Here is a 20,313-nt window from a genome sequence, read left to right on the forward strand (position 1 = left end):
CGACCATGACCGCTCTGTAGCAGGAGAGGGAAAGTTCATAATTCCCGAGCTTTTCCTTGAGTGCACATCAGAAGCGTCTAGCCATGAGGTTATCGGTGAGGTAACCGTTATTGTCCAAGACTTGGCTGAAGAGTATGGTCTTGAGCCTGCTGTTGAGGTGTCTCGTGCTAAGGCCGCCGTTGCAGAAGCAGCAGAGGTCGAAGAGGTAGTAGACCCTATTAAGGTTGGTAAGCGCATCTTTGAGGAGCGCCCTGAGATTCAGGAAAAGTATGAAGCCCAGGTAGCAAGTAGAGAACTCCCCGAAGAAGTTCCTGTTAAACGCGGTGTTGCTAACAGAATTGCAAAGAATCATAAAATCCGCACTGATACGGGAATTGAGATTTCATTCCCTTCAAACCTAACAGAACGTCCAGGTTACCTAGAATTTTCTCACGAGTCTGATGGTAGGATTACCATTTCAATAAAAAATGTTGCACATATTGAAAACCGCTAAATCCTATCTCTGACCTCACAATTTAGAGTCAAAACTCCCCGATATTTGTTTCGGGGAGTTTGTAAATTACGTATCTTTTTGAATATCATCGTGTATCTCGGGTAGAATAGTCTCTCAAAGGTCACACCGTACTACTAAACGTTCTAGGAGACCCTTATGAGTTTAAAGAAACAGCAAAGCACAACCATTGAGGAGCAGAGCGCTGCTCTTTTCAATCGTCGTGATGCTCTTAAGATTTTTGCTGGCATGGGCATTGCTGCCGCTGCCGTTACTGCATCTCTGATCAATACCCGTCCTGCTTTTGGTGTTACCCAGGCTCAGATTGATGCTGCTCGTAGCGATTACGATGCTGCTCAGAAGCTGCTTGATGAGATTTCTAATGAAGTCTCCAACATGCAGGCAAGTCTCAATGACACTAACTCTCAGATTGGCGCTATTTCTGATCAGATTACAGATAAGCAGAATCAGATTGATGCTAAGCAGAAAGAGATTTCTGAAAAGGAAGCTCAGATTGCCGAGAAGAGAAAAGCACTTGGCGCTCGTATGTCCAGCAACTACAAGGCTGGCCCAGCTGGTGCTTTGGAAATGATTCTTTCTTCTGCAAGCTTTGAGGAGCTCACTTCTAATATTTACTACCTCGATAAGATTTCTGAGTCCGATCAGAAGATGATTGAGGAAGTTAAGAACCTGAAGGCCGCTCTTGAGTCTGATAAGGCTGCTCTTCAGTCCGAGAAGACCGAGCTAGAGAATAAGAAGGCTGAACTTGAGAATCTCCGTGCTTCTCAGGAGTCTCAGCTTAATGATATTTCTGCTCGTCAGGCGGACGCTGCAAACGTTGTTGCAAATCTTGATGACAACGTAAAAGAGCTTATCGCTCAGCGTGATTCTGAGCTTCTTGCTGCTCAGCAGGAGGCAGAGCGTGTTGCTGCTCAACGTGCTGCTGCATCAAGCAACAGCGGTGGTGGTAGTAGCTACTCTGGTGGCGGTGGCGGAGGAGGAACCTCTTCTGCTGGATCCGGTTCTGCTGCGGCAGTTGTTAATGCTGCGGGCTATACCGGATCTACCGGTGCTGGCTTCTGTGCTGCTTGGGTTTCCAATGTCTTCTCAAATGCAGGTGTTGGCACCTTCTATGGCAACGCTTGTGATATGTACTATTCCTGGTGCTACTCTACTGACCAGAGCGCTATTGAGCCTGGCATGATTATTGCTGTTCCAACCCTTGGTGGTTCTGCTGCAGCTCTGATTTATGGCCACGTTGGCATCTACATTGGTGGCGGCATGGTCAGGCACTGCCTCTCTGGTATTGTAAGAAGCCAGAGCTTGAGTTCTTGGATTTCAGAGCTTGGTGCTTTGAGTACTCCAAGGTGGGGCTGGCTTGGCGGCGTTGTTTTAAGCTAAGGTATTGGCCCCTCATAACTTGTTACGTAAAAGAGCTTGGTTGCATGTAACCAAGCTCTTTTTGATGTCTATTTAACGCAAAAAGGAAGGACGCAGATGCCAGAAGCACCTACGCCCTTCTCGCCCTATAAAGGGGGAGTGGATTACTCTTCAACCTCGAGAAGCTCAATGTTGAAGTTAAGGTCTTTACCAGCCATTGGATGGTTGGTGTCAAAGACAATAGTGGTTCCGTCGTTAGAAACAACGGTTGCCATAACGGGATATCCCTCAGGGGTGCCCAGAGTAACCTGCTGACCTGCAACAAGATTCTCAGAGCCTGGAAGCTGAGCTACGGGAACAGGCTGTACTGCCTCTTCATGGCGCTCACCATATGCCTCAGCTGCTGGAATGTGGACGTCAACAATCTGGCCAACGGTCATATCTTTGACAGCCTCATCAAAGCCTGGGATCATCTGACCAGCCATGCAGGTAAATGCCAGTGGCTCGTTGCGATCACGGGAGGAGTCAAACTTAGTTCCGTCATCAAGAGTGCCTACGTAGTGGACCTTTACCTTTTTGCCTTCGTTGCTCATGAAACTCCAATCGTTAAAAACATATCTTTGGCATTCTACCCAAGAGTGACGCAAATCAACCTTTGAATGATAAAGGTATAAAATACTTTACATTCAGTTTGAAAGGTTTGTAATGGAAGCTCGCTTAGCTCCTCATAAGTTTATTGGTGTCTTTGACTCGGGCGTTGGTGGCATGAGTGTGCTTAAACACCTTGTTGCCCAAATGCCTCACGAGGAATTTCATTATTTTGGCGATTCTGCATTTGCTCCTTATGGCACTAAACCAAAAGCGCAGATTGCCCAGCGCTCTCATGCTATTGCTAAAAAGTTTATCGATGAGGGTGCTAAAGCGCTAGTTATAGCTTGCAATACTGCTACAGCTGCTGCTGCAGACGAGCTGAGGGCAACCTATCCTCATGTACCTATTGTGGGTGTTGAGCCAGCTCTTAAGCCTGCAGTAACTGCATATCCCCATGGAACAGTGGTTGTTCTGGCTACAAAAGCAACGCTCTCTTTGCAGAAGTACCACAATCTTGAGGCGCGCCTGCATCCTTCTGCAAAGGTTGTCTCTATTCCAGGAGAAGGCCTGGTAGAGCTTATTGAATCTGGTCAGGCTGATTCAGAACAGATGCATAAACGACTGACCGAGCTTTTGGGAAATTATGCTGGCCAGGTAGATGCCGTGGTTCTTGGGTGTACCCACTACCCCTTTATCAAGAAGCAAATTAGCTCTGTTTTAGGAGACGTAGAATTTTTTGACGGTGGGGCGGGCGCCGCTCATCAGCTTAAGCGTTTGCTTGGGCAGGCAAACTTGCTTGCTTCTGCAGATGTCACTGCAGACAAGAACACTAGCGCCGTAGAGCCTGATATTTTATTCTCGTCAAGTATTGATACTCCTGAAGAATTGGATTTCTACCAGGAGTTCTTCTCGCAAGATATGTAAGCGTGGCTAGGTAAGCATATTACTTGAGCTTAGTCTCAAGCCACTTTTCGAGTACCACAGCGTTGTTGTACTGAGTGTCTTTGTCCGAGAAAAGCAGTGTCACGGTAGATTGATCAAGCTTTTTAAGCTGTTCAACAAAGGCTTCTGCGTCAGGATTGCTGTCAAGTTCAGCTGTATAGGTAGACACAAAGCTGTCAAAGCGCTCTGGATCGTGGTTGAATGCTTTTCTGCACTCAGTAGTAGGAGCAATGGTTTTAGTCCATTCATCAGCGTGTAGGTTCTCTTTTTTGATACCACGAGGCCACAGTCTATCTACCAGCACGCGATACCCATCGTCAGCTTCTGGTGCATCGTAAGTCCTCTTAAGTTTGATATTCATTTTTGCTCCCTTCAGCTCATGTACGTTATACCGCAAAATATCTATTCGGTTACAAACTATTTGATACGACTAGGTATTTATATCCGCACGTTTATGATGGAGTTCATTCTTTAAAACCCACGGAGAAAGGAAAGCCATGGCAAACTCAGTGGAGAAGAAAGACATTGATTGGACCTCACTTGGCTTTGCATATACGCAGTGTGACTACAGCTACGTTGCCCATTACCAAGATGGCGCTTGGGACGAGGGTGGTCTTACCACCAATCACACCATTCCGTTGTCTGCATGTGCAAACATCTTTCATTAGTGCCAGGAAGTCTTTGAGGGTTTAAAGGCCTATACCACGGTTTCTGGTGACATTGTTTGCTTCCGCCCTAATCTTAATGCTCAGCGTATGGTAGACTCTGCGTCTCGTCTTGTTATGCCTCCATTCCCGGAAGATAGATTTGTTGCCGCAGTTAAAGAGGTTGTTTCTGCGAATGCAGCTTGGGTGCCACCATTTGGTACAGGTGCTACGCTCTATGTTCGTCCTTTTATGATCGGTACCGGTAATACTGTTGGTGTTAAGCCATCTCCTACGTATGAGTTCCGTATTATGGTCACTCCAGTTGGAGCTTATTACTCTAACGGCGTTGCTCCTGTTGCACTGACCGTTTCTCCTTATGACCGTGCTGCTCCGCACGGAACCGGCAATATCAAGGCCGGCCTCAACTACGCTATGTCTCTGTACCCAACCACCTGGGCACATGAGCAGGGCTTTGCAGACAGTATGTATCTTGACTCTGGCTCTCGTACCTATGTTGAGGAGTCCAGTGGCGCAAACTTCCTCTTTGTTGATAAAGAGGGAACCCTGGTTATTCCACAGTCTTACACAGATTCCATTTTGCCTTCTATTACCCGTCGCTCTCTGGCAACGGTTGCTAAAGACCTGCTTGGTATGAAGGTTATTGAGCGTCCTGTTCGCATTGACGAGCTTGACCAGTTTGTTGAGTGCGGCATGTGCGGTACTGCTGCTGTTATTTCTCCTGTCGGCAAAGTTGTTGACGGAGAGAAGGAGATTGTCTTTGGCGCTGGTATGGAGGCTGTTGGACCAGTTATGTCCAAGCTTCGTAACACGCTGACCAGCATTCAGTCTGGCGAGATTGAGGCTCCAGAGGCAGACTGGATTTGCAAGATTTGCTAAGGCTTGCGTTTTCAACAACGCTTTGCTTTTAACATAAAGGCGAGAAGACCAATCGATCTTCTCGCCTTGTTTTTATCTGCAAAAGCAGGATACGTGCGACGGCTATGCCTTTAAGCTTAAGCCTTGTAGGAAGAACCCAGGTTATCCATGTGGCTTGCAACAATCTGAGTGATTGCTTCCATACCAGGAACAGAAGGCTTCTTTGGATCAAAGTTGCCGGGGTTTTCGGACATGTACTTCATAAAGGCCGCGGTAAAGACCTGGCGGAGCTCGGTTGCGTAGTTAACCTTGCAAATACCGTTCTGAATTGCCTCTGCTACCTGGTCATCTGGAACGCCAGAAGTACCGTGAAGAACCAGAGGAATATCAAGACGCTGGCGGATAGCCTTGAGGACGCCCTGCTCAATGTGAGGTGTGCCGTGGTAAACGCCGTGAGCGGTACCAACGCCAACCGCAAGAGAAGTGCAGTTAGTGCGAGCAACAAACTCCTCAGCCTGGTCTGGATCAGTGTAGGGGTTCTCGCCCTCAACAGCTGGGCCGTCGTCCTCTTTACCGCCAACTTTGCCAAGCTCAGCCTCAACAGGAAGGTTGATAGGACCAGCAAACTTGGTTACGGATGCGGTAAGTGCAATGTTGTCCTCAAATGGAACGTGAGAGCCGTCAATCATGACGGAGGTGTAACCGGCACGAGCTGCCTGAATGCAGCGGTCAAAGCCGTCACCGTGATCTAGGTGAAGAGCAACAGGAACAGTTGCCTCTTCAGCAGCACAACGAACCATAGCAGCAAAGTAATCAAGGCTTGCGTACTTGATGGTGCCAGGAGTGGTCTGAAGAATAACAGGGGAGCGGCGCTCTTCTGCTGCCTTAACAACAGCCATTACAAACTCAAGGTTCTCAACGTTAAAGGCGCCAACAGCATAATGGCCAGCCTGTGCGTCAAGAAGCATCTGCTTAGTAGTAACGAACATCTATTGCTCCTTTCGCCCCCAAGGGCTCTTTGATTGACTGAAAAATTGTAACGTTTCTCTTACTCTGTTACGTAAGTTTTCTAGAAATAGTTTTGTCTTTGTAACCTTTGGCGAGAAACCCGTCTTGCTGCATATTATTCAGCAATCTTTTTGATTGTGACCTGCTTCTGAATCTTAGTTGCAACATCTTGATCAAAGCGACCGGTACCTGCAGATAGGCAACTTGCGGTAGCACATGAAAGCGCAAAGGTAAGACACTCTGAAGTTGGTTTTTGCTGAGCAAGTGCAACAGCAAATGAGCCAACAAGGGTATCTCCTGCACCAACAGGATTGATAGCTTCAATTTTTGGAGGATTTGCTCTAAAGGTTCCTTCATCAGAAACCATGAGTGCACCTTTTGCACCAAGCGATACAACTACAATTTTAATGCCGCGTTTGTGCAGCTCTCGAGCTGCCTCAATGACCTGGTCTTCTGTAGTTACTTCTCTTCCTAGAAGTTGACCGATTTCATCGGTGTTTGGTTTGATCATGGTAGGAAGGGCATCAATACAGGAGGTGAGTAGTGCGCCGGATGCGTCTACAATGCAAGGCACGCCCGCAGCCATGGTCTCTTCTATAAGTTCTTTGTAATTTTCGGCAGAAATGCCCTTGGGAACACTGCCATTAAAGGTAACAACTTCGGCTTCGTTGGTAAGCTGGACAAGCTTTGCCTTGAAAGCAAGGAATTCTTCAGGAAGTACAGGCTGTCCAGGCTCTAAGAATTCAGTTGATTGCCCGCTTGGCTCCAGGATATTAATGCATGAGCGGGTTTCTTGCTCAGTATAAATAAAATCGCTGGTAATACCATCTTTATGAGCCAGCTCAACAAGGTATCTTCCGTTATTACCGCCTACAAATCCTGTGGCACAAACGGGGTAGTTAAGAGTGGTAATGGCTCGTGAGGCGTTAAGACCCTTGCCGCCCGCACTGTTATCTACTACCGAGACTCTGTGTACCGTTCCATCTACAACAGGAGAGTCCAGGTAGTACGCTTTATCAATGGATGCATTGAGTGTTACGGTAACAATCACGCATATCACCTCGTCTAAAAGACAGTGCACACAAAGTGCTCAGAGGAAAGCAGGAGCGAGAAACACTATGGAACAGCGCCACTGCAAATGAAATTGAGTTGAATCTATTTAACCAAAGCGCCATCAAGAAACTATTCTTTAGATGTTCTAAAAAAAGATACCAGTACATAATTTCTTAATACCAATTTTATTTTCTCATCATATTTGAGCAGGATTTTAGGGTTGTTTACTACATTTATTACGTATAAAGGTGCGTTATAAGAACTTCTCATTTTTCAAGGATAGCTCTAAATTTTTTAGTGCATCGTCACAATTTATCCATATATCTACCTGCGAAAATAACAACGTGTGTACCGTTTACGGTAAAAATAGTACCGTTAAGCCGTCGATTGTTAACGTACACATCTCAAGATGCTCACTAGACTATACTTATGTTAGGTTGTTATCTGGTATCTACCACTTAGAGGGAAGCTTCAACACCCCTAGTTTTCCGCGTAGCTCCCCAGATAGTTTCCAACTCTTCGAAAGGAGTTTGACATGGTAGGTTGCGTTTTAACTGGTCATGGAACTTTTGCAAACGGTCTTGCTGATGCTTTAAAGATGATTGCTGGTGAGCAAGAAGCTTTTGTTCCCGTTCCTTTTATTGAAGCCGGTGCTGCAACATACCCAGAAACTCTTGCTGCAACAATTTCCGATCTTCTTGACACTACTGACGGTGTGCTGGTTTTCTGCGATCTGCTTGGCGGAACACCTTTTAATCAGGCAATGATTATTGCTCAGAGTTATTCAAACGTAGAAGTTGTTACCGGCACAAACCTTCCTATGCTTCTTGAAACACTTGGTAGCCGCATGGCAGATACCTCTCTTGAAGAGCTGGTTGATACTGCTGTTTTAGCTGGTAGCCAGGGAGTTGTTCATAAGCGTCTTGAGCTTGAGGTTGAGCCAGAAGATGACATCTTCGGAGACGATGGTATTTAAGTAGCGTTTTGTTGTTGAGTTAAGGAGATGTACATGGCAAATCTAGCAGAGAACATTCTTGCTTCATCCATTGTTCTTCTCGCGTTCTTGGTAATTTTGGGCCTTGTTTATTCCTTCTTTGTTTGGAGAGCCTCTTCTAAAAAGGCGGGAACAACTTCAGAGTTTCTGAAGAATCTTCATGCAGGTCAGAAAGTTAAGACTAACAGCGGAATGTATGGCGTAGTTAAAAACGTCAAAAAAGAAACAGTAGATGTTGAGTTTGCTCCAAATGTGGTCATCACGTTGGATCGTTGGGCGTTAATCAGCGTTTCCAACAATAAATAAATTTGCAGCAAAACACGCAGCGCAAGTTGCGAGTAGTGCGATGAAAATCGCAGATAGCACGCACAAGTGTGCGCGCAAAGAGAGGAGAACTTGTTATGGGAGAACCAGATATCAAGCTTGCTCGAATCGATAATCGTTTGATTCATGGTCAGGTTGCTACTCAGTGGAACGGTACCCTTGGAACAAATCTCATCCTTGTTGCTAATGACGAGGTCGCAGGCAATAAGATGCGCCAGGGCCTCATGGATATGGCTGCTCCAAGTGGCGTTGCAACCAGGTACTTTACGCTTCAGAAGACTATTGAGGTAATTCATAAGGCTTCTGCAAGCCAGCACATTTTCTTAGTTGCCGAGAATCCAGAGGATGTCCTCACTCTGGTCAAGGGCGGTGTTCCAATCAAAAAGGTGAACATCGGCAATATGCACATGGCTGAGGGAAAGCGACAGGTCGCCACAAGTGTGGCGGTAGACGATAAGGACGTCGCTGCCTTCCGTGAGCTTCAGGAATTGGGGGTGACTCTAGAGATTAGGCGTGTTCCTACGACCCCGGTCGAGGATATCTCAAAGCTATTCGAGTAAGTTTTGCGCGCAACTTCCTGGTAGAGATTACAAAAAGTTGCAATGGTGCAACGTTTCTAGCAGGTTGGCAAAGGTATTCGGATAGTCTGCCGATCATCGTCATCGGTAGTTATGGTGTGTTTGAAAGGAGGAGTTAAGATGGATGTTAGCCCTATTCAGGTGTTATTAATTTTCATCGTTGCGTTTATCGCTGGCATCGATCAGTTTAGTTTCCTCGAGTCTCTTTACCAGCCAATCGTAACTGGTTTTTTGGTTGGTTTGATTCTTGGTGACGTTCAGACTGGTCTCATTGTTGGTGGTACTTATCAGCTTATGACCATCGGCAACATGCCTGTTGGTGGTGCTCAGCCACCTAACGCTGTTATCGGCGGCATTATGTCTGCAGTCTTTGCAATCACTACTAAGCTTGAGCCAATGGCCGCTGTAGCTGCAGCAATTCCATTCTCCCTGCTTGGTCAGTATGCAGTAACCATCATCTTTACCATTATGTCCCCTGTAATGGCAACTGCTGATGCATACGCCGAGAAGGCTGATCCTAAGGGAATTGCTCGTATCAACTATGGTGCAATGGCTGCTCTTGGTCTCTTCTTTGGTGTCATTGTTACCCTGTTCTTCCTGGGTGGCGCTGCATTTGGAACTCAGATCACCACGGCAATTCCAAAGTGGCTCATGAATGCACTGTCCGTCGCTGGTGGCATGATGCGCTTCGTCGGCTTTGCAATCCTGCTGAAGGTTATGGTTTCTCGCGAGCTTTGGGGCTTCTTCCTCATGGGCTTTGCAGCTGCAATCGTATTTATCAGCATTCCTGAGCTCTCTGGTCCAGCACTTCTGCTTCTTGCTCTCATCGGCTTTGGTATCGCATTCTGGGATTACCAGCTCCAGACCAAGATGAAGAATGCTGCTCCTGCTGTTGTTGCTGGAGGTGACTTCGAAGATGGCATTTAATATTCCTGATACCTATCAGAACACCACTCCTGCTGAGCCACTTGATCAGAAGACGCTCAACAAGATGGTATGGCGCTCCCTGTTCCTGCAGGCTTCCTTCAATTACGAGAGAATGCAGGCAGCTGGTTGGCTCTACGGTATCCTCCCAGGTCTTGAGAAGATTCACGGCGACAACAAGGATGACCTTGCTGCTTCCATGAGTCACAACCTTGAGTTCTACAATACCCACCCATTCTTGGTCACTTTTGTTATGGGTATTGTTCTCTCCCTTGAGCAGAACAAGCTGGATATCCCAACCATTCGTGCAGTCCGCGTTTCTGCAATGGGTCCTCTGGGCGGCATTGGTGACGCACTGTTCTGGTTCACCCTTGTTCCAATTACTGCTGGTATTACCTCTAACATGGCAATTTCCGGCAATGTCTTTGCACCATTCTTGTTCCTCATCATCTTTAACATTGCACAGTTTGCTGTACGTTATTGGCTGATGAACCTTTCCTACAAGATGGGTACTGACGCAATTACCCTGCTCACCGAGAACGCAAAAGAGTTCACTCGTGCTGCTTCTATCCTGGGCGTCTTTGTTGTTGGCTGCCTGGTTGTCTGCTACGGCGGAACCAAGCTTGGCGCTGGCGCAAATATCCCTAACGGTGAGACACACAGCGTTGTTCTTTCTCAGGTAACTCTTTCTGATGAGCAGCTTGCTTCTGGTCAGTATGACAAGGCTCTCTTTGCTAAGGGTTCCTATGCTGACTACAAGAAGGACCCTGAGTCCGTTATGTTCATCGGCGGCAAGACTGCTGATGGCAAGGACGGCACCACTGCTATTGCTCCAGTCGGTAACGGCGTTAATCTGGTAACTGTTGGCGAGGAAGTCACTTCTCCTGTCTCCATTGACATCCAGAAGATCCTCGACGGCGTTTGCCCAAAGCTTATCCCACTGGCGCTTACCCTTTGCCTGTACTATCTCATGGCAAAGCGTAACTGGACTCCAATCATGTGCATCTGCCTGCTTCTGGTAATTGCACTCCTTGGTTCTGGCTTTGGCGTTCTCCCATATATTTGGGGTTAAGTAAGTGCGACGGGTGTCCACTTAGTGGGCACCCGTCTTTTATAGGAGAGTTTTGATGACAGCGTTTATGGGAAGACAGCCTCTCTACGAGCAGTTAGCAAATATACTGCGCTATCGTATTGAAAACGAGATGGATCCAAACGATCCACTTCCTTCTGAGCGAGAGCTCTCCGATTCTTATGGTCTTTCTCGCACTACGGTAAGACTGGCCTTGCAAGAGCTTGAACACATGGGACTCATTTACCGTCAACGTGGTCGGGGTACCTTTGTTGCAGACGTCTCTGAGCGCGCAACAGACCTTATGGGAGGCTATAGCTTTACTGACCAGCAGCGTCAGTTGGGCCGCGTTCCAAAGACAACTATTCTTGAGTTTGACACTATTGAGGCTAATAAATTTTTAGCCCAGCATATGCATGTTATTCTTGGCGAGAAACTCTTCCGCATCAAGCGTTTAAGAAGTGCTGATAATGTGCCTATGATGCTGGAGGTAACCTACCTTCCAGTCTCACAGTTTTTCTCGCTCACCGCTCATGATGTTGAGCAAAAATCTCTGTACCAAATTTTTGAAGAAGACTACAACATAAAGATTGGCGTGGCAGAAGAGGAGTTCAAGGCTTCAATTGCTCGCTCAGATGACGCCGCTTTATTGCAAATTTCTGAGGGCTCACCTGTTTTGAGCCTTACACGTACAACCTACAATGACAGAAACAATATTGTTGAGTTTACTTTAAGTGTGGCTCGCGCTGATCAATTTAGATACAAGATTGTACATACACGCAGTTAAATAGCTGTAAGAAGGGATATCAATGTTTAAAAAGAGCCAAGAAGAGCTAAAGGCACTCGGCGCGCATATTACAACTGCCGAGATTAAGCAGCAGCCTGAGCTTTGGGAATCTACCTTTGGCATTTATCAGGAGAACCTTTCTGCAATTAAAGAGTTTGTCGAGCGTGCTCGCAATCTTGGCGAGGGTCGTCGTACCCGCGTGGTCTTTACGGGCGCAGGTACCTCGGCATATGTAGGCGATACCATTACTCCGTATCTTCGTTCTCATGGCGAGAAGAGCTCTTTTGAGTTTGCGTCTGTTGCAACTACTGATATTGTTTCTGATCCTTATGGCAGCCTTGATCCAGATGACCCAACAGTCCTGGTTTCTTTTGCACGCTCTGGTAATAGTCCAGAGAGTCTTGCTGCAGTAACTATTGCTCGCAAGATTGTTAAAAATCTTTTGCTTATCAATATCACCTGCGCTCCTGAAGGAAAACTTGCCGTTGAGTCCGCAGGTAAAGATGATACATTGCTGCTTCTGATTCCTGGCGCAAATGACCAGGGATTTGCCATGACCGGCTCTTATAGCTGCATGACACTTCTTGCAACTCTTGTATTTGATAGTGCTGATGACTCACAGAAGAAGGCTTGGATTTCTGATGCTGCTGAGCTGGGTAGGCAGGTAATTGAGCGCGAGGAAGAGATTGCCGAGTGGCTTAAGAGCGATTTCAACCGCATTACCTATTTGGGTTCTGGTCCTTTTGTGGGCCTTGCTCATGAGGCTCAGCTTAAGATTTTGGAGCTTGCAGCTGGTATTAATGCAACGTCGTGGGATTCCTCGATGGGATATCGTCACGGACCAAAGTCGTTTGTCGACGAGCACACCCTGGTGTTTGATTTTGTTTCCAATAATCCTTATACGCGTCAATATGATCTGGATATTCTTGACGAGATTAAGGGAGACCAGATTGCTGCTCTGACCATTGGTATTGAGCAAGAGGGGGCAACAAACTTTACGGGAAGAACATTTAGTCTTCCAGTATTTACAGAGCCTCTACCAGCACCTTATTTGGCTCTGCCTTTTGTAATGGTTGCTCAGGTGGTGGCACTCTTGAACTCAGTTCGTGTCAATAACAAACCGGACACACCTTCTCCAACTGGTCAGGTTAATCGAGTGGTTAAGGGTGTTACAATTCACTCACTATAGGAATTACTAAGAAGGACGTGCCTATGGCGCGTCCTTTTGAGAATGATTGAGGTACGTATGAGTACATTTGCAGTTAAAGCAGATAAGTTCTTTTTGCCAGGAGCAACTTCTGGTCCAGGATATTTGCTCGTAGAAGACGGTGTATTTGGTCATTTCACTAAAGAGAAGCCAGACTGCGAGATTATTGATCGCACTGGTTCTTGGGTGGCACCTGGCCTTGTTGATACCCATATCCATGGCTTTCTTGACCACGATATTATGGACTGCGATCCTGATGGCGTTATTGAGATTGCCCAGGGTTTGCTCTCTAACGGTGTAACTTCTTGGCTTCCAACAACACTAACCGCAAGTGTTCAGCAGACCGGTGATGCTTGTGAGTCCGTTGCTGATGCAGCAGAGGGAATTGCGGCAAACGGTATTGATGCCGCTCGCATCCAGGGCATCTTCCTAGAGGGGCCTTTCTTTACCGAGAAACACAAGGGTGCCCAGAATCCTGCGTACTTCCTTGATCCAGATGTAGAGGTCTTTGATGAGTGGCAGGAGCGCGCTGACGGCTGGATTGCCAAGATTGCTATTGCTCCAGAGCGCGATGGCGCTCCAGAGTTCTGTGCAGAGATGGCAGACCGCGGTGTTCATGTGGCACTTGGTCACTCCGATGCAACGTATGAGGAAGCTCTTGCCTGCGTAAACGCTGGTGCAGACATCTTTGTTCATACCTATAACGGCATGAGCGGTCTTCACCACCGTGAGCCAGGTATGGTTGGTGCTGCAATGACCACCCACGGTACCTATGCAGAGGCTATTTGCGACGGCCATCACCTTAATCCTATCGCTGTTCGCGCTCTGGTAAATGCAAAGGGATATGACCATACCGTTCTTATTACAGACTGCATGCGAGCAGGTGGTATGCCTAATGGACAGTACAAACTTGGTGATTTCCCTGTTGTTTTTGAAGGCGGAACTGCTCGTCTGATGGATGAGTCTCATAGCCTTGCTGGTTCAATCCTTCGTCTGTTTGAAGGCGTGAAGAACGTCTTTGACTGGGGTATTGTTTCTGCTGAAGAAGCGGTTCGTATGGCTTCAGAAAACCCAGCTCGCTCTTGTGGAATTGATGATGTTTGTGGCTTCATCCGTCCTGGATATGATGCTGACTTTATTGTTGTTACAAAAGATCTTCAGCTTGAAGAGACGTTCCTTGGAGGAAAGAGCGTTTACAAGGCTTAAGCAGCAGATTTTGAGTAATACAAATTAAAGGAAGCCTATGGAGTTCTATTCCCATAACTATTTAATTCACCATGCAACAGTATTTGATTGGACTCAGCTTGTTCTATTTGGCCTTGTTGCACTTCTAATGATCTTCTCGCTTGTGCATTACATGCGTGATAGAAAGAGTTCTAAGTATCGTGAGCTGGCGCTTATTGCGCTGTTTTCATTAATCTTTCTTGGACTTCTACAGCTTGATCGTGTGCTAGAGGTTAATCAGGCAAGTAAGCACTATGAGTCAATTGTTTCCTCACAAGAAAGCTTCGCTCGACGTCTTGAGGTTGATTTTGACCACGTGTACGTTGCCTTTGATAGCCAGGGAAATCCCTCGTATCTTGAGGTTGACGGTAAGTATTATCACGTTTTGAAAAATACCGAGAATGACTATGTCATTGAACAGATCAATCTCATTGGTAATGACATTAAGCATGTAGAGGAGTAGATCGATGAACTTTTATTTAGAAGTTGCCATTAAATTGTGCATCGGTCTTTTCTCGCTTGTTCTGGCAATTAACGTCAGCGGAAAAGGAAACCTAGCACCAACTGCAGCAATTGACCAGGTTCAAAACTTTGTACTTGGCGGCATTGTTGGCGGCATGATTTACAACAGTTCAATTACCATTTTGCAGTTCACCCTTGTCCTGCTTATTTGGCTCATTATTGTTATGGTTCTCAAATGGTTGAGAACAAACAATATGCTGGTCAAGCAGTTGATTGATGGACGTCCTGTTATTGTTATTGATAAGGGCAAGCTGCTTGTAGACAACTGTAGGTCTATGGGTCTCACTGCCTACGATGTGTCGCTGAAGCTTCGCCAGGCAGGAGTGAATTATATCTCAGACGTTAAGCGTGCCATTCTTGAGCAAAATGGACAGTTGATTATTGTTAAAAAAGGAGAAGAGAACGTTAGATTCCCGCTTATTACTGACGGACAAGTTCAGACGAACATTCTTGAGACGCTGGACCTGGAAGAGAATTGGCTTGAAAGAGAACTTGAGCATCAAGGTTATAAGTCTGCTTCAGAGGTTTATTTGGGTGAGTATAATAGTGGAGATCTGATTATTACTCCGTATGCGGAGAAAGATCAGTAGGTTAGCAAGAGATAAAACAGTTAACCTGTTTATTCCAATTCCGTTTGCGGAAAAGATAAAGAATTTTTTGTTGACTTGAATTGGAATATGTATACTAAGGCTAACTTTCAGAAAGCGGACTGTCGGAAGACAGCCCGCTTTCGTGCTAAAGGGGAAGCATGAATGCATGTTCAGATGATGAGAAGTGAGTAGAAAGGTAAAGAAGTGAGGAGAAACATGGGTTTCTCGCCATGTTTTTATGCTTGGTAGCGAGGAAAATCGCACGATTTTGTTTGAAGAATTTGGCACTACACCGTATTGGTTTTTATAGTTTTGGGAGATGTAACATGAATTTGAATCCAACCGTTTCTCGTCGTAGCGCACTTGTAGCTTCCGCTTTTGGCGTGAGTGCTATTCTTGCTGGCTGCAAGTCTGAGGCTCAAAAGCAAGAAGGAGCTTCTGATAATAAAGACCAGAAGAAGCTCAACATTGTTGCAAGTTTTTATCCTATGTATGATTTTGCTAAGCGCATCGCTGGCGATCATGCTGAGGTAACATGCCTCGTTCCAGCAGGCACTGAGCCACATGATTGGGAGCCATCCAGCAAGGATATGAAGACTATCCAGGAAGCAGATTTCTTGATTTACAACGGTGCTGGTATGGAGCACTGGGTCAAGGACGTACTTGATGGACTTGGTTCTGGCACAAAACTTACAGCAGTTGAGACCAGCAAGGATGTCAAACTTCTTGAGCTTGAAGAGGACGATGATCACGATCATGAGGAGAAGAAAGACGACCATGATCACGACCATGACCATGGCGGAACCGACCCTCACGTTTGGCTGAGCCCTCTGAATGCCAAGATTCAGATGAAGAATATTTGTGATGCACTTTCTGAGAAGGACTCTGAGCACAAGTCAGAGTATGCTGCCAATCTTGATAAAGCAAATGCAGACTTTGATACGCTTGATAGTGAGTTCCACAAGGGCCTTGATTCTCTTCCTAACAAGACCATTGTTGTTTCTCACCAGGCATTTGGTTATTTGTGCGAGGCTTATGGTCTCACTCAGATGCCTATTGAGGGTGTTGAGGCAGATGCAGAGCCAAATGCTCAGGAAATGAAAGAGATTACTGAGTTCGTAAAAGAGCATAATGTAAAGGTTATTTTTACGGAGGAACTGGTAAGTCCTAAGGTTGCTCAGGCAATTGCTGAGGCAACAGGCGCTCGTGTTGAAGAGCTTAACCCACTTGAGGGACTTACTGATGACGAGCTCAAGGCAGGCGAGGATTACCTCTCTGTTATGCGCGAGAACCTCAAGGCTCTTGAGGGCGCTCTCGCATAGTGTGTTGCCAGCTTAGGCTGGATGTTTGGAGGACGTGTTGCAGGAAAGTCAGATAGCCGTTTCGCTTCAAGACGTGAGTTTTTCTTACAAGAAGACGCGCGTCTTAAGCGATGTAAATTTAGACGTTCATCAAGGCGAGATTTGCGCTCTTATTGGTGATAACGGAGCTGGTAAATCTACGCTCTCTCGTATTGTGGTGGGTGAGCTTGAGCCAACAAGTGGCAAATCACTTCTTTTTGGAACGCCCTCGACTCGGTTTAAAGACTGGGAGCGTGTAGGCTATGTCCCACAGCTGCCTTCAGAATCGGTTAATCGCTTTCCTGCAAGCGTCGTCGAACTAGTAGATGCAAGTCAGTATGCTCGTGCCAAAAAGGTAAAGATGAGCGCAAAAGAGCGTCGCGAGCGCACGCTTGAGGCACTTGACCTTGTAGGTATGACTGATTTTTCCACGCGTATTATTAGGGAACTCTCTGGAGGACAGCTCCAGAGAGTTCGTCTTGCCTGCGCGCTGGTAGGAAATCCATCACTACTTATCCTGGACGAGCCTACAACTGGTCTTGATAAAGAGAGTCGCAATCATTTCTATAGCCTAGTGCGAGAAGCCCATGCAGCTCGAGATCTTGCGGTACTTATTGTTACGCATGATCTTGCAGCTCTTGATGCGCTGGCTTGTCGAGTTGTTGAAGTTGCTGACCACAAAGCTACAGAAATTGCAGGTAGGGGTCACGGTCATGATCACTGTGCAGTTCATGGCGCTCACTGTGACCTTGACTCTCATCATGTCCACGACCACAATCGCGGAAAATTAGATGATTTTGCTTTAACGGAGTCCCTTGGTCCTGCGTCCGACGTTGTTCAAGATGCCCAAGACTCGCATGAGAGGAGGGCGTAAATGTTTGAATACGTATTTATGCAGCGAGGAATTCTTGTGGGAATTCTTCTGGGAGCAATTATCCCGCTGGTAGGCGTTACGGTTGTATTGAAGCGCCTTTCTATGATTGGCGATGCTCTCTCACATACCTCTCTTGCAGGTGTTGCAGGCGGCATGATTGCAGGTATTAATCCTGTTGCCGGAGCAATTGCCGCTTGTTTGGGTGGTGCGCTTTGTGTTGAGGGAGTGCGTCGTCACTTTAAAGACCAGTCAGAGCTTGCAGTCGCTATTGTGATGGCAGCTGGTATTGGTCTAGCGGGCGTTTTGTCAGGTTTTGTTCCTAACTCATCAAGCTTCAACAGCTTTATGTTTGGCTCTATCCTGACCGTAAGCGAGCAAGAAGTTCAGATGATTGTGACCATTAGCGTACTTGCAGTCGCATTCTGCTTCTTCCTTAGAAAAGAACTTTTCTTGATGTCTTTTGATGAGCGTCATGCACGTTGTGTTGGTGTACCCGTAAGTCTTATTAACTTTGGCTTTGTTATCGCAGTAGCTTTGGTGGTTGCCGTAGCAGCAAGAACGGTTGGCTCACTTATTGTTTCATCCATGATGGTGGTTCCTGTTGCCTGTGCTTTGCAGATTTCCCGCAGCTGGAAGCAATGTTGTTTGTATGCAAGCACGGTGGGTATGCTGACCTCACTTGGTGGACTTGTTGTCTCCTATGAACTTGGTCTTAAACCTGGAGGAACCATTGTTCTTCTCGCGGTTGTTACGCTTTTGTTTATCTTTCTGGTAAAAAGGGTTGTACTGCTGCTCAAAACCCGTGCGGTGTGATACTCTGAACAAAGTGCGTTGACGGAGAGGTTTGCCGGAGCACGTTGTGAACAGAGAGGGTGTTCGTGGCTGAGAAACACCTACACAACGCTGGTAGAGTTCACTCCCGAGCTACAACTTGAACGGCAGTCACTGCTCAGTAGGGAAGTCGTCCGCCTAACGAGACTAGGCTTTTAAGTGGATTGCACAGAGAGAAAACTGCGCAATCAACCGAGGTGGTACCGCGGAAATTTTCCGTCCTTGGGCATATGCTCAGGGACGGTTTTCTATTGAAAGGGTAATTACATGGGAATGTCTGAGGAACTCTCGGCAATTCGCGAGCAGGTACTTGAGGGAATTGCTAAGGCAACAAACCTTGAAGCGCTTGAGAAGGTACGCGTTGCATCAATGGGTAAAAAGGGCTCTCTTACAGCAATTATGCGTATGATGGGTCAGGTTCCCGCAGATCAGCGCCCTCAAATGGGTCAGCTTGCAAATACCGTTCGTGCTAACGTTGAGACCGCTATTCGCGAGCGTCAGCTTGCCTTAAAGCGAGAAGCCCTTGAGGCTCAGCTTAATGCTGAGGCAACTGATATTACCCTTCCAGGTCGTCGTCTGAGCCCTGGTACTCAGCACCTCATTGAGCAGGTACGTGAGGAGATGGAAGACATCTTTATCAGCATGGGCTACACCATTGAGACGGGCCCTTATGTTGAGACCACCTACTACAACTTCACAGCTCTGAATGCTCCAGAGGACCATCCAAGCCGTTCTGGTAAGGATACGTTCTACGTAGTGGATAATGCACCAGAAGGAAAGGAATCGCACATACTGGGCGAGTCTGATGTGCTTCTTCGTACGCAGACTTCTGGCGTACAGGTACACACCATGGAGACAAAAGAGCCTCCCATCTACATGATTTGCCCTGGTACGGTATTCCGTCCTGACACAGCAGATGCTAACCACCTGCCTCAGTTTACGCAGATGGAAGGACTTGTTGTTGATGAGGGAATCACCTTTGGTGACCTCAAGGGTACCCTTGATCACTTTACTCGTGAGATTTTTGGTAAGGACCGCGCTACCCGCTATCGTCCTCACTTCTTCCCATTCACCGAGCCAAGCTGCGAGGTAGACGTTTCTTGTGGTGTTTGCCACGGTGAGGGCTGCCGTTTCTGCAAGAACACGGGCTGGCTTGAGATTCTTGGTTGCGGCATGGTTGATCCTAATGTCTTCAAGTACTGCGGTATTGATTCCGAGAAGTACACAGGCTTTGCCTTTGGCATTGGTGTTGAGCGTGTTGCAGCGCTCCGTTATGACCTTCCTGACCTGCGCATGCTCATCTCTGGTGACCAGAGAGTCCTGCGTCAGTTCTAATCATCGGCGTCTTATTAGAAAGGCAATCACATGCGTGTATCTTATGAATGGCTGAAGACGCTCGTTGATCTTCCTCAGGACCCAAAAGACCTTGAGCGCGAGTTTGTGCGCACTGGTACTGAGGTTGAGGCTATAGAGCGTGTCGGCGCAAATCTTGACCATGTTGTTACTGCTCAGGTTGTAAGCAAAGAGCCTCATCCTGATTCTGATCACATGTACGTTACCCTGGTTGACGTGGGCAATAACAATGTAGATAAGGATGGAAATCCTGTTCCTCTACAGATTGTTTGCGGTGCTCAGAACTTTAATCAGGGAGACCACATTGTTACTGCAATGATCGGTGCGGTACTTCCTGGAGACTTCAAGATTAAAAAGTCCAAGCTGCGTGGCGTTGAGTCTTGCGGCATGAACTGCTCTTCTCGCGAGCTTGGTCTTGGCGATGACCAGAGCGGCATTATGATTCTTCCCGAGGATGCTCCAATTGGTGTATCTCTTACGGATTACCTGGGCATGTCTGATGTAGTTCTTGATTGCGAGATTACCCCTAACCGCCCCGACTGCCTTTCTATGACTGGTATGGCTGTTGAGGTTTCTGCAATGTATGACACTGACACCCACATTGAGCTTCCACGTGTTACGTCTGAGTCTGGCGCAGATGCATCTGAGCAGGTTGATGTTACTATTGCCGATCCTGAGCTCTGCTCAAGGTACACCGCTCGCGTGGTTC

At 46.9% G+C, this 20,313-nt stretch carries 22 protein-coding genes and 1 pseudogene; 19 read left to right on the forward strand and 4 right to left on the reverse strand.

Annotated elements, in window-relative coordinates; all coding sequences use genetic code 11:
* On the forward strand, positions 1 to 493 hold a 493-nt coding region (locus tag RWJ43_RS02190), incomplete at its 5' end, for a nucleoid-associated protein (RefSeq protein WP_314007229.1).
* A gap of 156 nt (positions 494 to 649) precedes the next feature.
* Entirely contained in the window at positions 650 to 1,891 is a 1,242-nt protein-coding gene (locus RWJ43_RS02195) for a Tat pathway signal protein (RefSeq protein WP_314007231.1), read from the forward strand.
* Positions 1,892 to 2,034: 143 nt separating this feature from the next.
* On the opposite strand, the gene RWJ43_RS02200 is transcribed toward RWJ43_RS02195, so the two are convergent.
* The gene (locus RWJ43_RS02200; RefSeq protein ID WP_035427939.1) at positions 2,035 to 2,463 is read right to left on the reverse strand and encodes a peptidylprolyl isomerase; all 429 of its coding nucleotides are present in this window, start codon (positions 2,461 to 2,463) and stop codon (positions 2,035 to 2,037) included.
* Positions 2,464 to 2,575: 112 nt separating this feature from the next.
* Here RWJ43_RS02200 and murI point away from each other — a divergent pair, with 112 nt between their 5' ends.
* Positions 2,576 to 3,385, forward strand: coding sequence for a glutamate racemase (murI, locus tag RWJ43_RS02205; protein WP_314007233.1), 810 nt, complete (start codon positions 2,576 to 2,578; stop codon positions 3,383 to 3,385).
* A gap of 19 nt (positions 3,386 to 3,404) precedes the next feature.
* Here the strand turns inward: murI and RWJ43_RS02210 are convergent, their stop codons facing one another.
* A complete protein-coding gene (locus tag RWJ43_RS02210) occupies positions 3,405 to 3,764 on the reverse strand; it encodes a DUF488 domain-containing protein (RefSeq protein WP_314007235.1) in 360 nt (119 codons plus the stop codon).
* 136 nt (positions 3,765 to 3,900) lie between these two features.
* On the opposite strand from RWJ43_RS02210, the pseudogene RWJ43_RS02215 reads away from it, so the two are divergent.
* Positions 3,901 to 4,947 (forward strand): annotated as a pseudogene (locus RWJ43_RS02215) (branched-chain amino acid aminotransferase).
* 116 nt (positions 4,948 to 5,063) lie between these two features.
* On the opposite strand, the gene RWJ43_RS02220 reads toward RWJ43_RS02215, so the two are convergent.
* Positions 5,064 to 5,915, reverse strand: coding sequence for a class II fructose-bisphosphate aldolase (locus RWJ43_RS02220; protein ID WP_314007237.1), 852 nt, complete (start codon positions 5,913 to 5,915; stop codon positions 5,064 to 5,066).
* Positions 5,916 to 6,049: 134 nt separating this feature from the next.
* Positions 6,050 to 6,985, reverse strand: a complete 936-nt coding sequence (gene pfkB, locus RWJ43_RS02225) for a 1-phosphofructokinase (protein ID WP_314007239.1) — start codon at positions 6,983 to 6,985, stop codon at positions 6,050 to 6,052.
* A gap of 537 nt (positions 6,986 to 7,522) precedes the next feature.
* On the opposite strand from pfkB, the gene RWJ43_RS02230 reads away from it, so the two are divergent.
* From RWJ43_RS02230 to ytpR, 15 genes are all read left to right on the forward strand, one after another.
* Entirely contained in the window at positions 7,523 to 7,963 is a 441-nt protein-coding gene (locus tag RWJ43_RS02230; RefSeq protein ID WP_035434826.1) for a PTS sugar transporter subunit IIA, read from the forward strand.
* Positions 7,964 to 7,996: 33 nt separating this feature from the next.
* The gene (gene yajC, locus RWJ43_RS02235) at positions 7,997 to 8,287 is read left to right on the forward strand and encodes a preprotein translocase subunit YajC (protein ID WP_035434824.1); all 291 of its coding nucleotides are present in this window, start codon (positions 7,997 to 7,999) and stop codon (positions 8,285 to 8,287) included.
* A gap of 95 nt (positions 8,288 to 8,382) precedes the next feature.
* The gene (gene agaV / locus RWJ43_RS02240) at positions 8,383 to 8,865 is read left to right on the forward strand and encodes a PTS N-acetylgalactosamine transporter subunit IIB (RefSeq protein ID WP_035434823.1); all 483 of its coding nucleotides are present in this window, start codon (positions 8,383 to 8,385) and stop codon (positions 8,863 to 8,865) included.
* A 138-nt stretch (positions 8,866 to 9,003) separates the two neighbouring features.
* Positions 9,004 to 9,810: a PTS sugar transporter subunit IIC gene (locus tag RWJ43_RS02245; RefSeq protein ID WP_012809150.1), complete on the forward strand. Its 807-nt coding sequence runs from the start codon at positions 9,004 to 9,006 to the stop codon at positions 9,808 to 9,810.
* A complete protein-coding gene (locus RWJ43_RS02250) occupies positions 9,800 to 10,879 on the forward strand; it encodes a PTS system mannose/fructose/sorbose family transporter subunit IID (protein ID WP_035433152.1) in 1,080 nt (359 codons plus the stop codon). Before RWJ43_RS02245 ends, RWJ43_RS02250 begins: the two co-directional genes overlap by 11 nt.
* A 55-nt stretch (positions 10,880 to 10,934) precedes the next feature.
* Positions 10,935 to 11,663 (forward strand): GntR family transcriptional regulator, encoded by a 729-nt coding sequence (locus tag RWJ43_RS02255; RefSeq protein ID WP_035433154.1) that lies wholly within the window; start codon positions 10,935 to 10,937, stop codon positions 11,661 to 11,663.
* Between the two features lie 22 nt (positions 11,664 to 11,685).
* Positions 11,686 to 12,852: an SIS domain-containing protein gene (locus RWJ43_RS02260; protein ID WP_314007248.1), complete on the forward strand. Its 1,167-nt coding sequence runs from the start codon at positions 11,686 to 11,688 to the stop codon at positions 12,850 to 12,852.
* Positions 12,853 to 12,909: 57 nt separating this feature from the next.
* A complete protein-coding gene (gene nagA / locus RWJ43_RS02265; RefSeq protein ID WP_314007251.1) occupies positions 12,910 to 14,076 on the forward strand; it encodes an N-acetylglucosamine-6-phosphate deacetylase in 1,167 nt (388 codons plus the stop codon).
* 37 nt (positions 14,077 to 14,113) lie between these two features.
* Entirely contained in the window at positions 14,114 to 14,557 is a 444-nt protein-coding gene (locus tag RWJ43_RS02270) for a DUF3290 domain-containing protein (RefSeq protein ID WP_314007254.1), read from the forward strand.
* Positions 14,558 to 14,561: 4 nt separating this feature from the next.
* Positions 14,562 to 15,206, forward strand: coding sequence for a DUF421 domain-containing protein (locus tag RWJ43_RS02275; RefSeq protein WP_035433160.1), 645 nt, complete (start codon positions 14,562 to 14,564; stop codon positions 15,204 to 15,206).
* A gap of 326 nt (positions 15,207 to 15,532) precedes the next feature.
* Entirely contained in the window at positions 15,533 to 16,528 is a 996-nt protein-coding gene (locus tag RWJ43_RS02280) for a metal ABC transporter substrate-binding protein (RefSeq protein WP_314007258.1), read from the forward strand.
* Between the two features lie 73 nt (positions 16,529 to 16,601).
* A complete protein-coding gene (locus RWJ43_RS02285) occupies positions 16,602 to 17,420 on the forward strand; it encodes an ATP-binding cassette domain-containing protein (RefSeq protein ID WP_314007260.1) in 819 nt (272 codons plus the stop codon).
* The gene (locus RWJ43_RS02290) at positions 17,421 to 18,233 is read left to right on the forward strand and encodes a metal ABC transporter permease (RefSeq protein WP_314007263.1); all 813 of its coding nucleotides are present in this window, start codon (positions 17,421 to 17,423) and stop codon (positions 18,231 to 18,233) included.
* Between the two features lie 285 nt (positions 18,234 to 18,518).
* Positions 18,519 to 19,586 (forward strand): phenylalanine--tRNA ligase subunit alpha, encoded by a 1,068-nt coding sequence (pheS, locus tag RWJ43_RS02295; RefSeq protein WP_314007266.1) that lies wholly within the window; start codon positions 18,519 to 18,521, stop codon positions 19,584 to 19,586.
* Between the two features lie 30 nt (positions 19,587 to 19,616).
* Positions 19,617 to 20,313 (forward strand): YtpR family tRNA-binding protein (gene ytpR / locus RWJ43_RS02300; RefSeq protein WP_396427220.1); only part of this gene is annotated, 697 nt, incomplete at its 3' end.

This window comes from Lancefieldella parvula (assembly GCF_963530955.1).
Lineage (GTDB): Bacteria > Actinomycetota > Coriobacteriia > Coriobacteriales > Atopobiaceae > Lancefieldella > Lancefieldella parvula_A.

Coding starts and splice junctions, on each gene's coding strand:
- RWJ43_RS02195 (WP_314007231.1), top strand. CDS start 650: ATGAGTTTAAAGAAACAGCAAAGCACAACCATTGAGGAGCAGAGCGCT.
- RWJ43_RS02200 (WP_035427939.1), bottom strand. CDS start 2,463: ATGAGCAACGAAGGCAAAAAGGTAAAGGTCCACTACGTAGGCACTCTT.
- murI (WP_314007233.1), top strand. CDS start 2,576: ATGGAAGCTCGCTTAGCTCCTCATAAGTTTATTGGTGTCTTTGACTCG.
- RWJ43_RS02210 (WP_314007235.1), bottom strand. CDS start 3,764: ATGAATATCAAACTTAAGAGGACTTACGATGCACCAGAAGCTGACGAT.
- RWJ43_RS02220 (WP_314007237.1), bottom strand. CDS start 5,915: ATGTTCGTTACTACTAAGCAGATGCTTCTTGACGCACAGGCTGGCCAT.
- RWJ43_RS02230 (WP_035434826.1), top strand. CDS start 7,523: ATGGTAGGTTGCGTTTTAACTGGTCATGGAACTTTTGCAAACGGTCTT.
- yajC (WP_035434824.1), top strand. CDS start 7,997: ATGGCAAATCTAGCAGAGAACATTCTTGCTTCATCCATTGTTCTTCTC.
- agaV (WP_035434823.1), top strand. CDS start 8,383: ATGGGAGAACCAGATATCAAGCTTGCTCGAATCGATAATCGTTTGATT.
- RWJ43_RS02245 (WP_012809150.1), top strand. CDS start 9,004: ATGGATGTTAGCCCTATTCAGGTGTTATTAATTTTCATCGTTGCGTTT.
- RWJ43_RS02250 (WP_035433152.1), top strand. CDS start 9,800: ATGGCATTTAATATTCCTGATACCTATCAGAACACCACTCCTGCTGAG.
- RWJ43_RS02255 (WP_035433154.1), top strand. CDS start 10,935: ATGACAGCGTTTATGGGAAGACAGCCTCTCTACGAGCAGTTAGCAAAT.
- RWJ43_RS02260 (WP_314007248.1), top strand. CDS start 11,686: ATGTTTAAAAAGAGCCAAGAAGAGCTAAAGGCACTCGGCGCGCATATT.
- nagA (WP_314007251.1), top strand. CDS start 12,910: ATGAGTACATTTGCAGTTAAAGCAGATAAGTTCTTTTTGCCAGGAGCA.
- RWJ43_RS02270 (WP_314007254.1), top strand. CDS start 14,114: ATGGAGTTCTATTCCCATAACTATTTAATTCACCATGCAACAGTATTT.
- RWJ43_RS02275 (WP_035433160.1), top strand. CDS start 14,562: ATGAACTTTTATTTAGAAGTTGCCATTAAATTGTGCATCGGTCTTTTC.
- RWJ43_RS02280 (WP_314007258.1), top strand. CDS start 15,533: ATGAATTTGAATCCAACCGTTTCTCGTCGTAGCGCACTTGTAGCTTCC.
- RWJ43_RS02290 (WP_314007263.1), top strand. CDS start 17,421: ATGTTTGAATACGTATTTATGCAGCGAGGAATTCTTGTGGGAATTCTT.
- pheS (WP_314007266.1), top strand. CDS start 18,519: ATGGGAATGTCTGAGGAACTCTCGGCAATTCGCGAGCAGGTACTTGAG.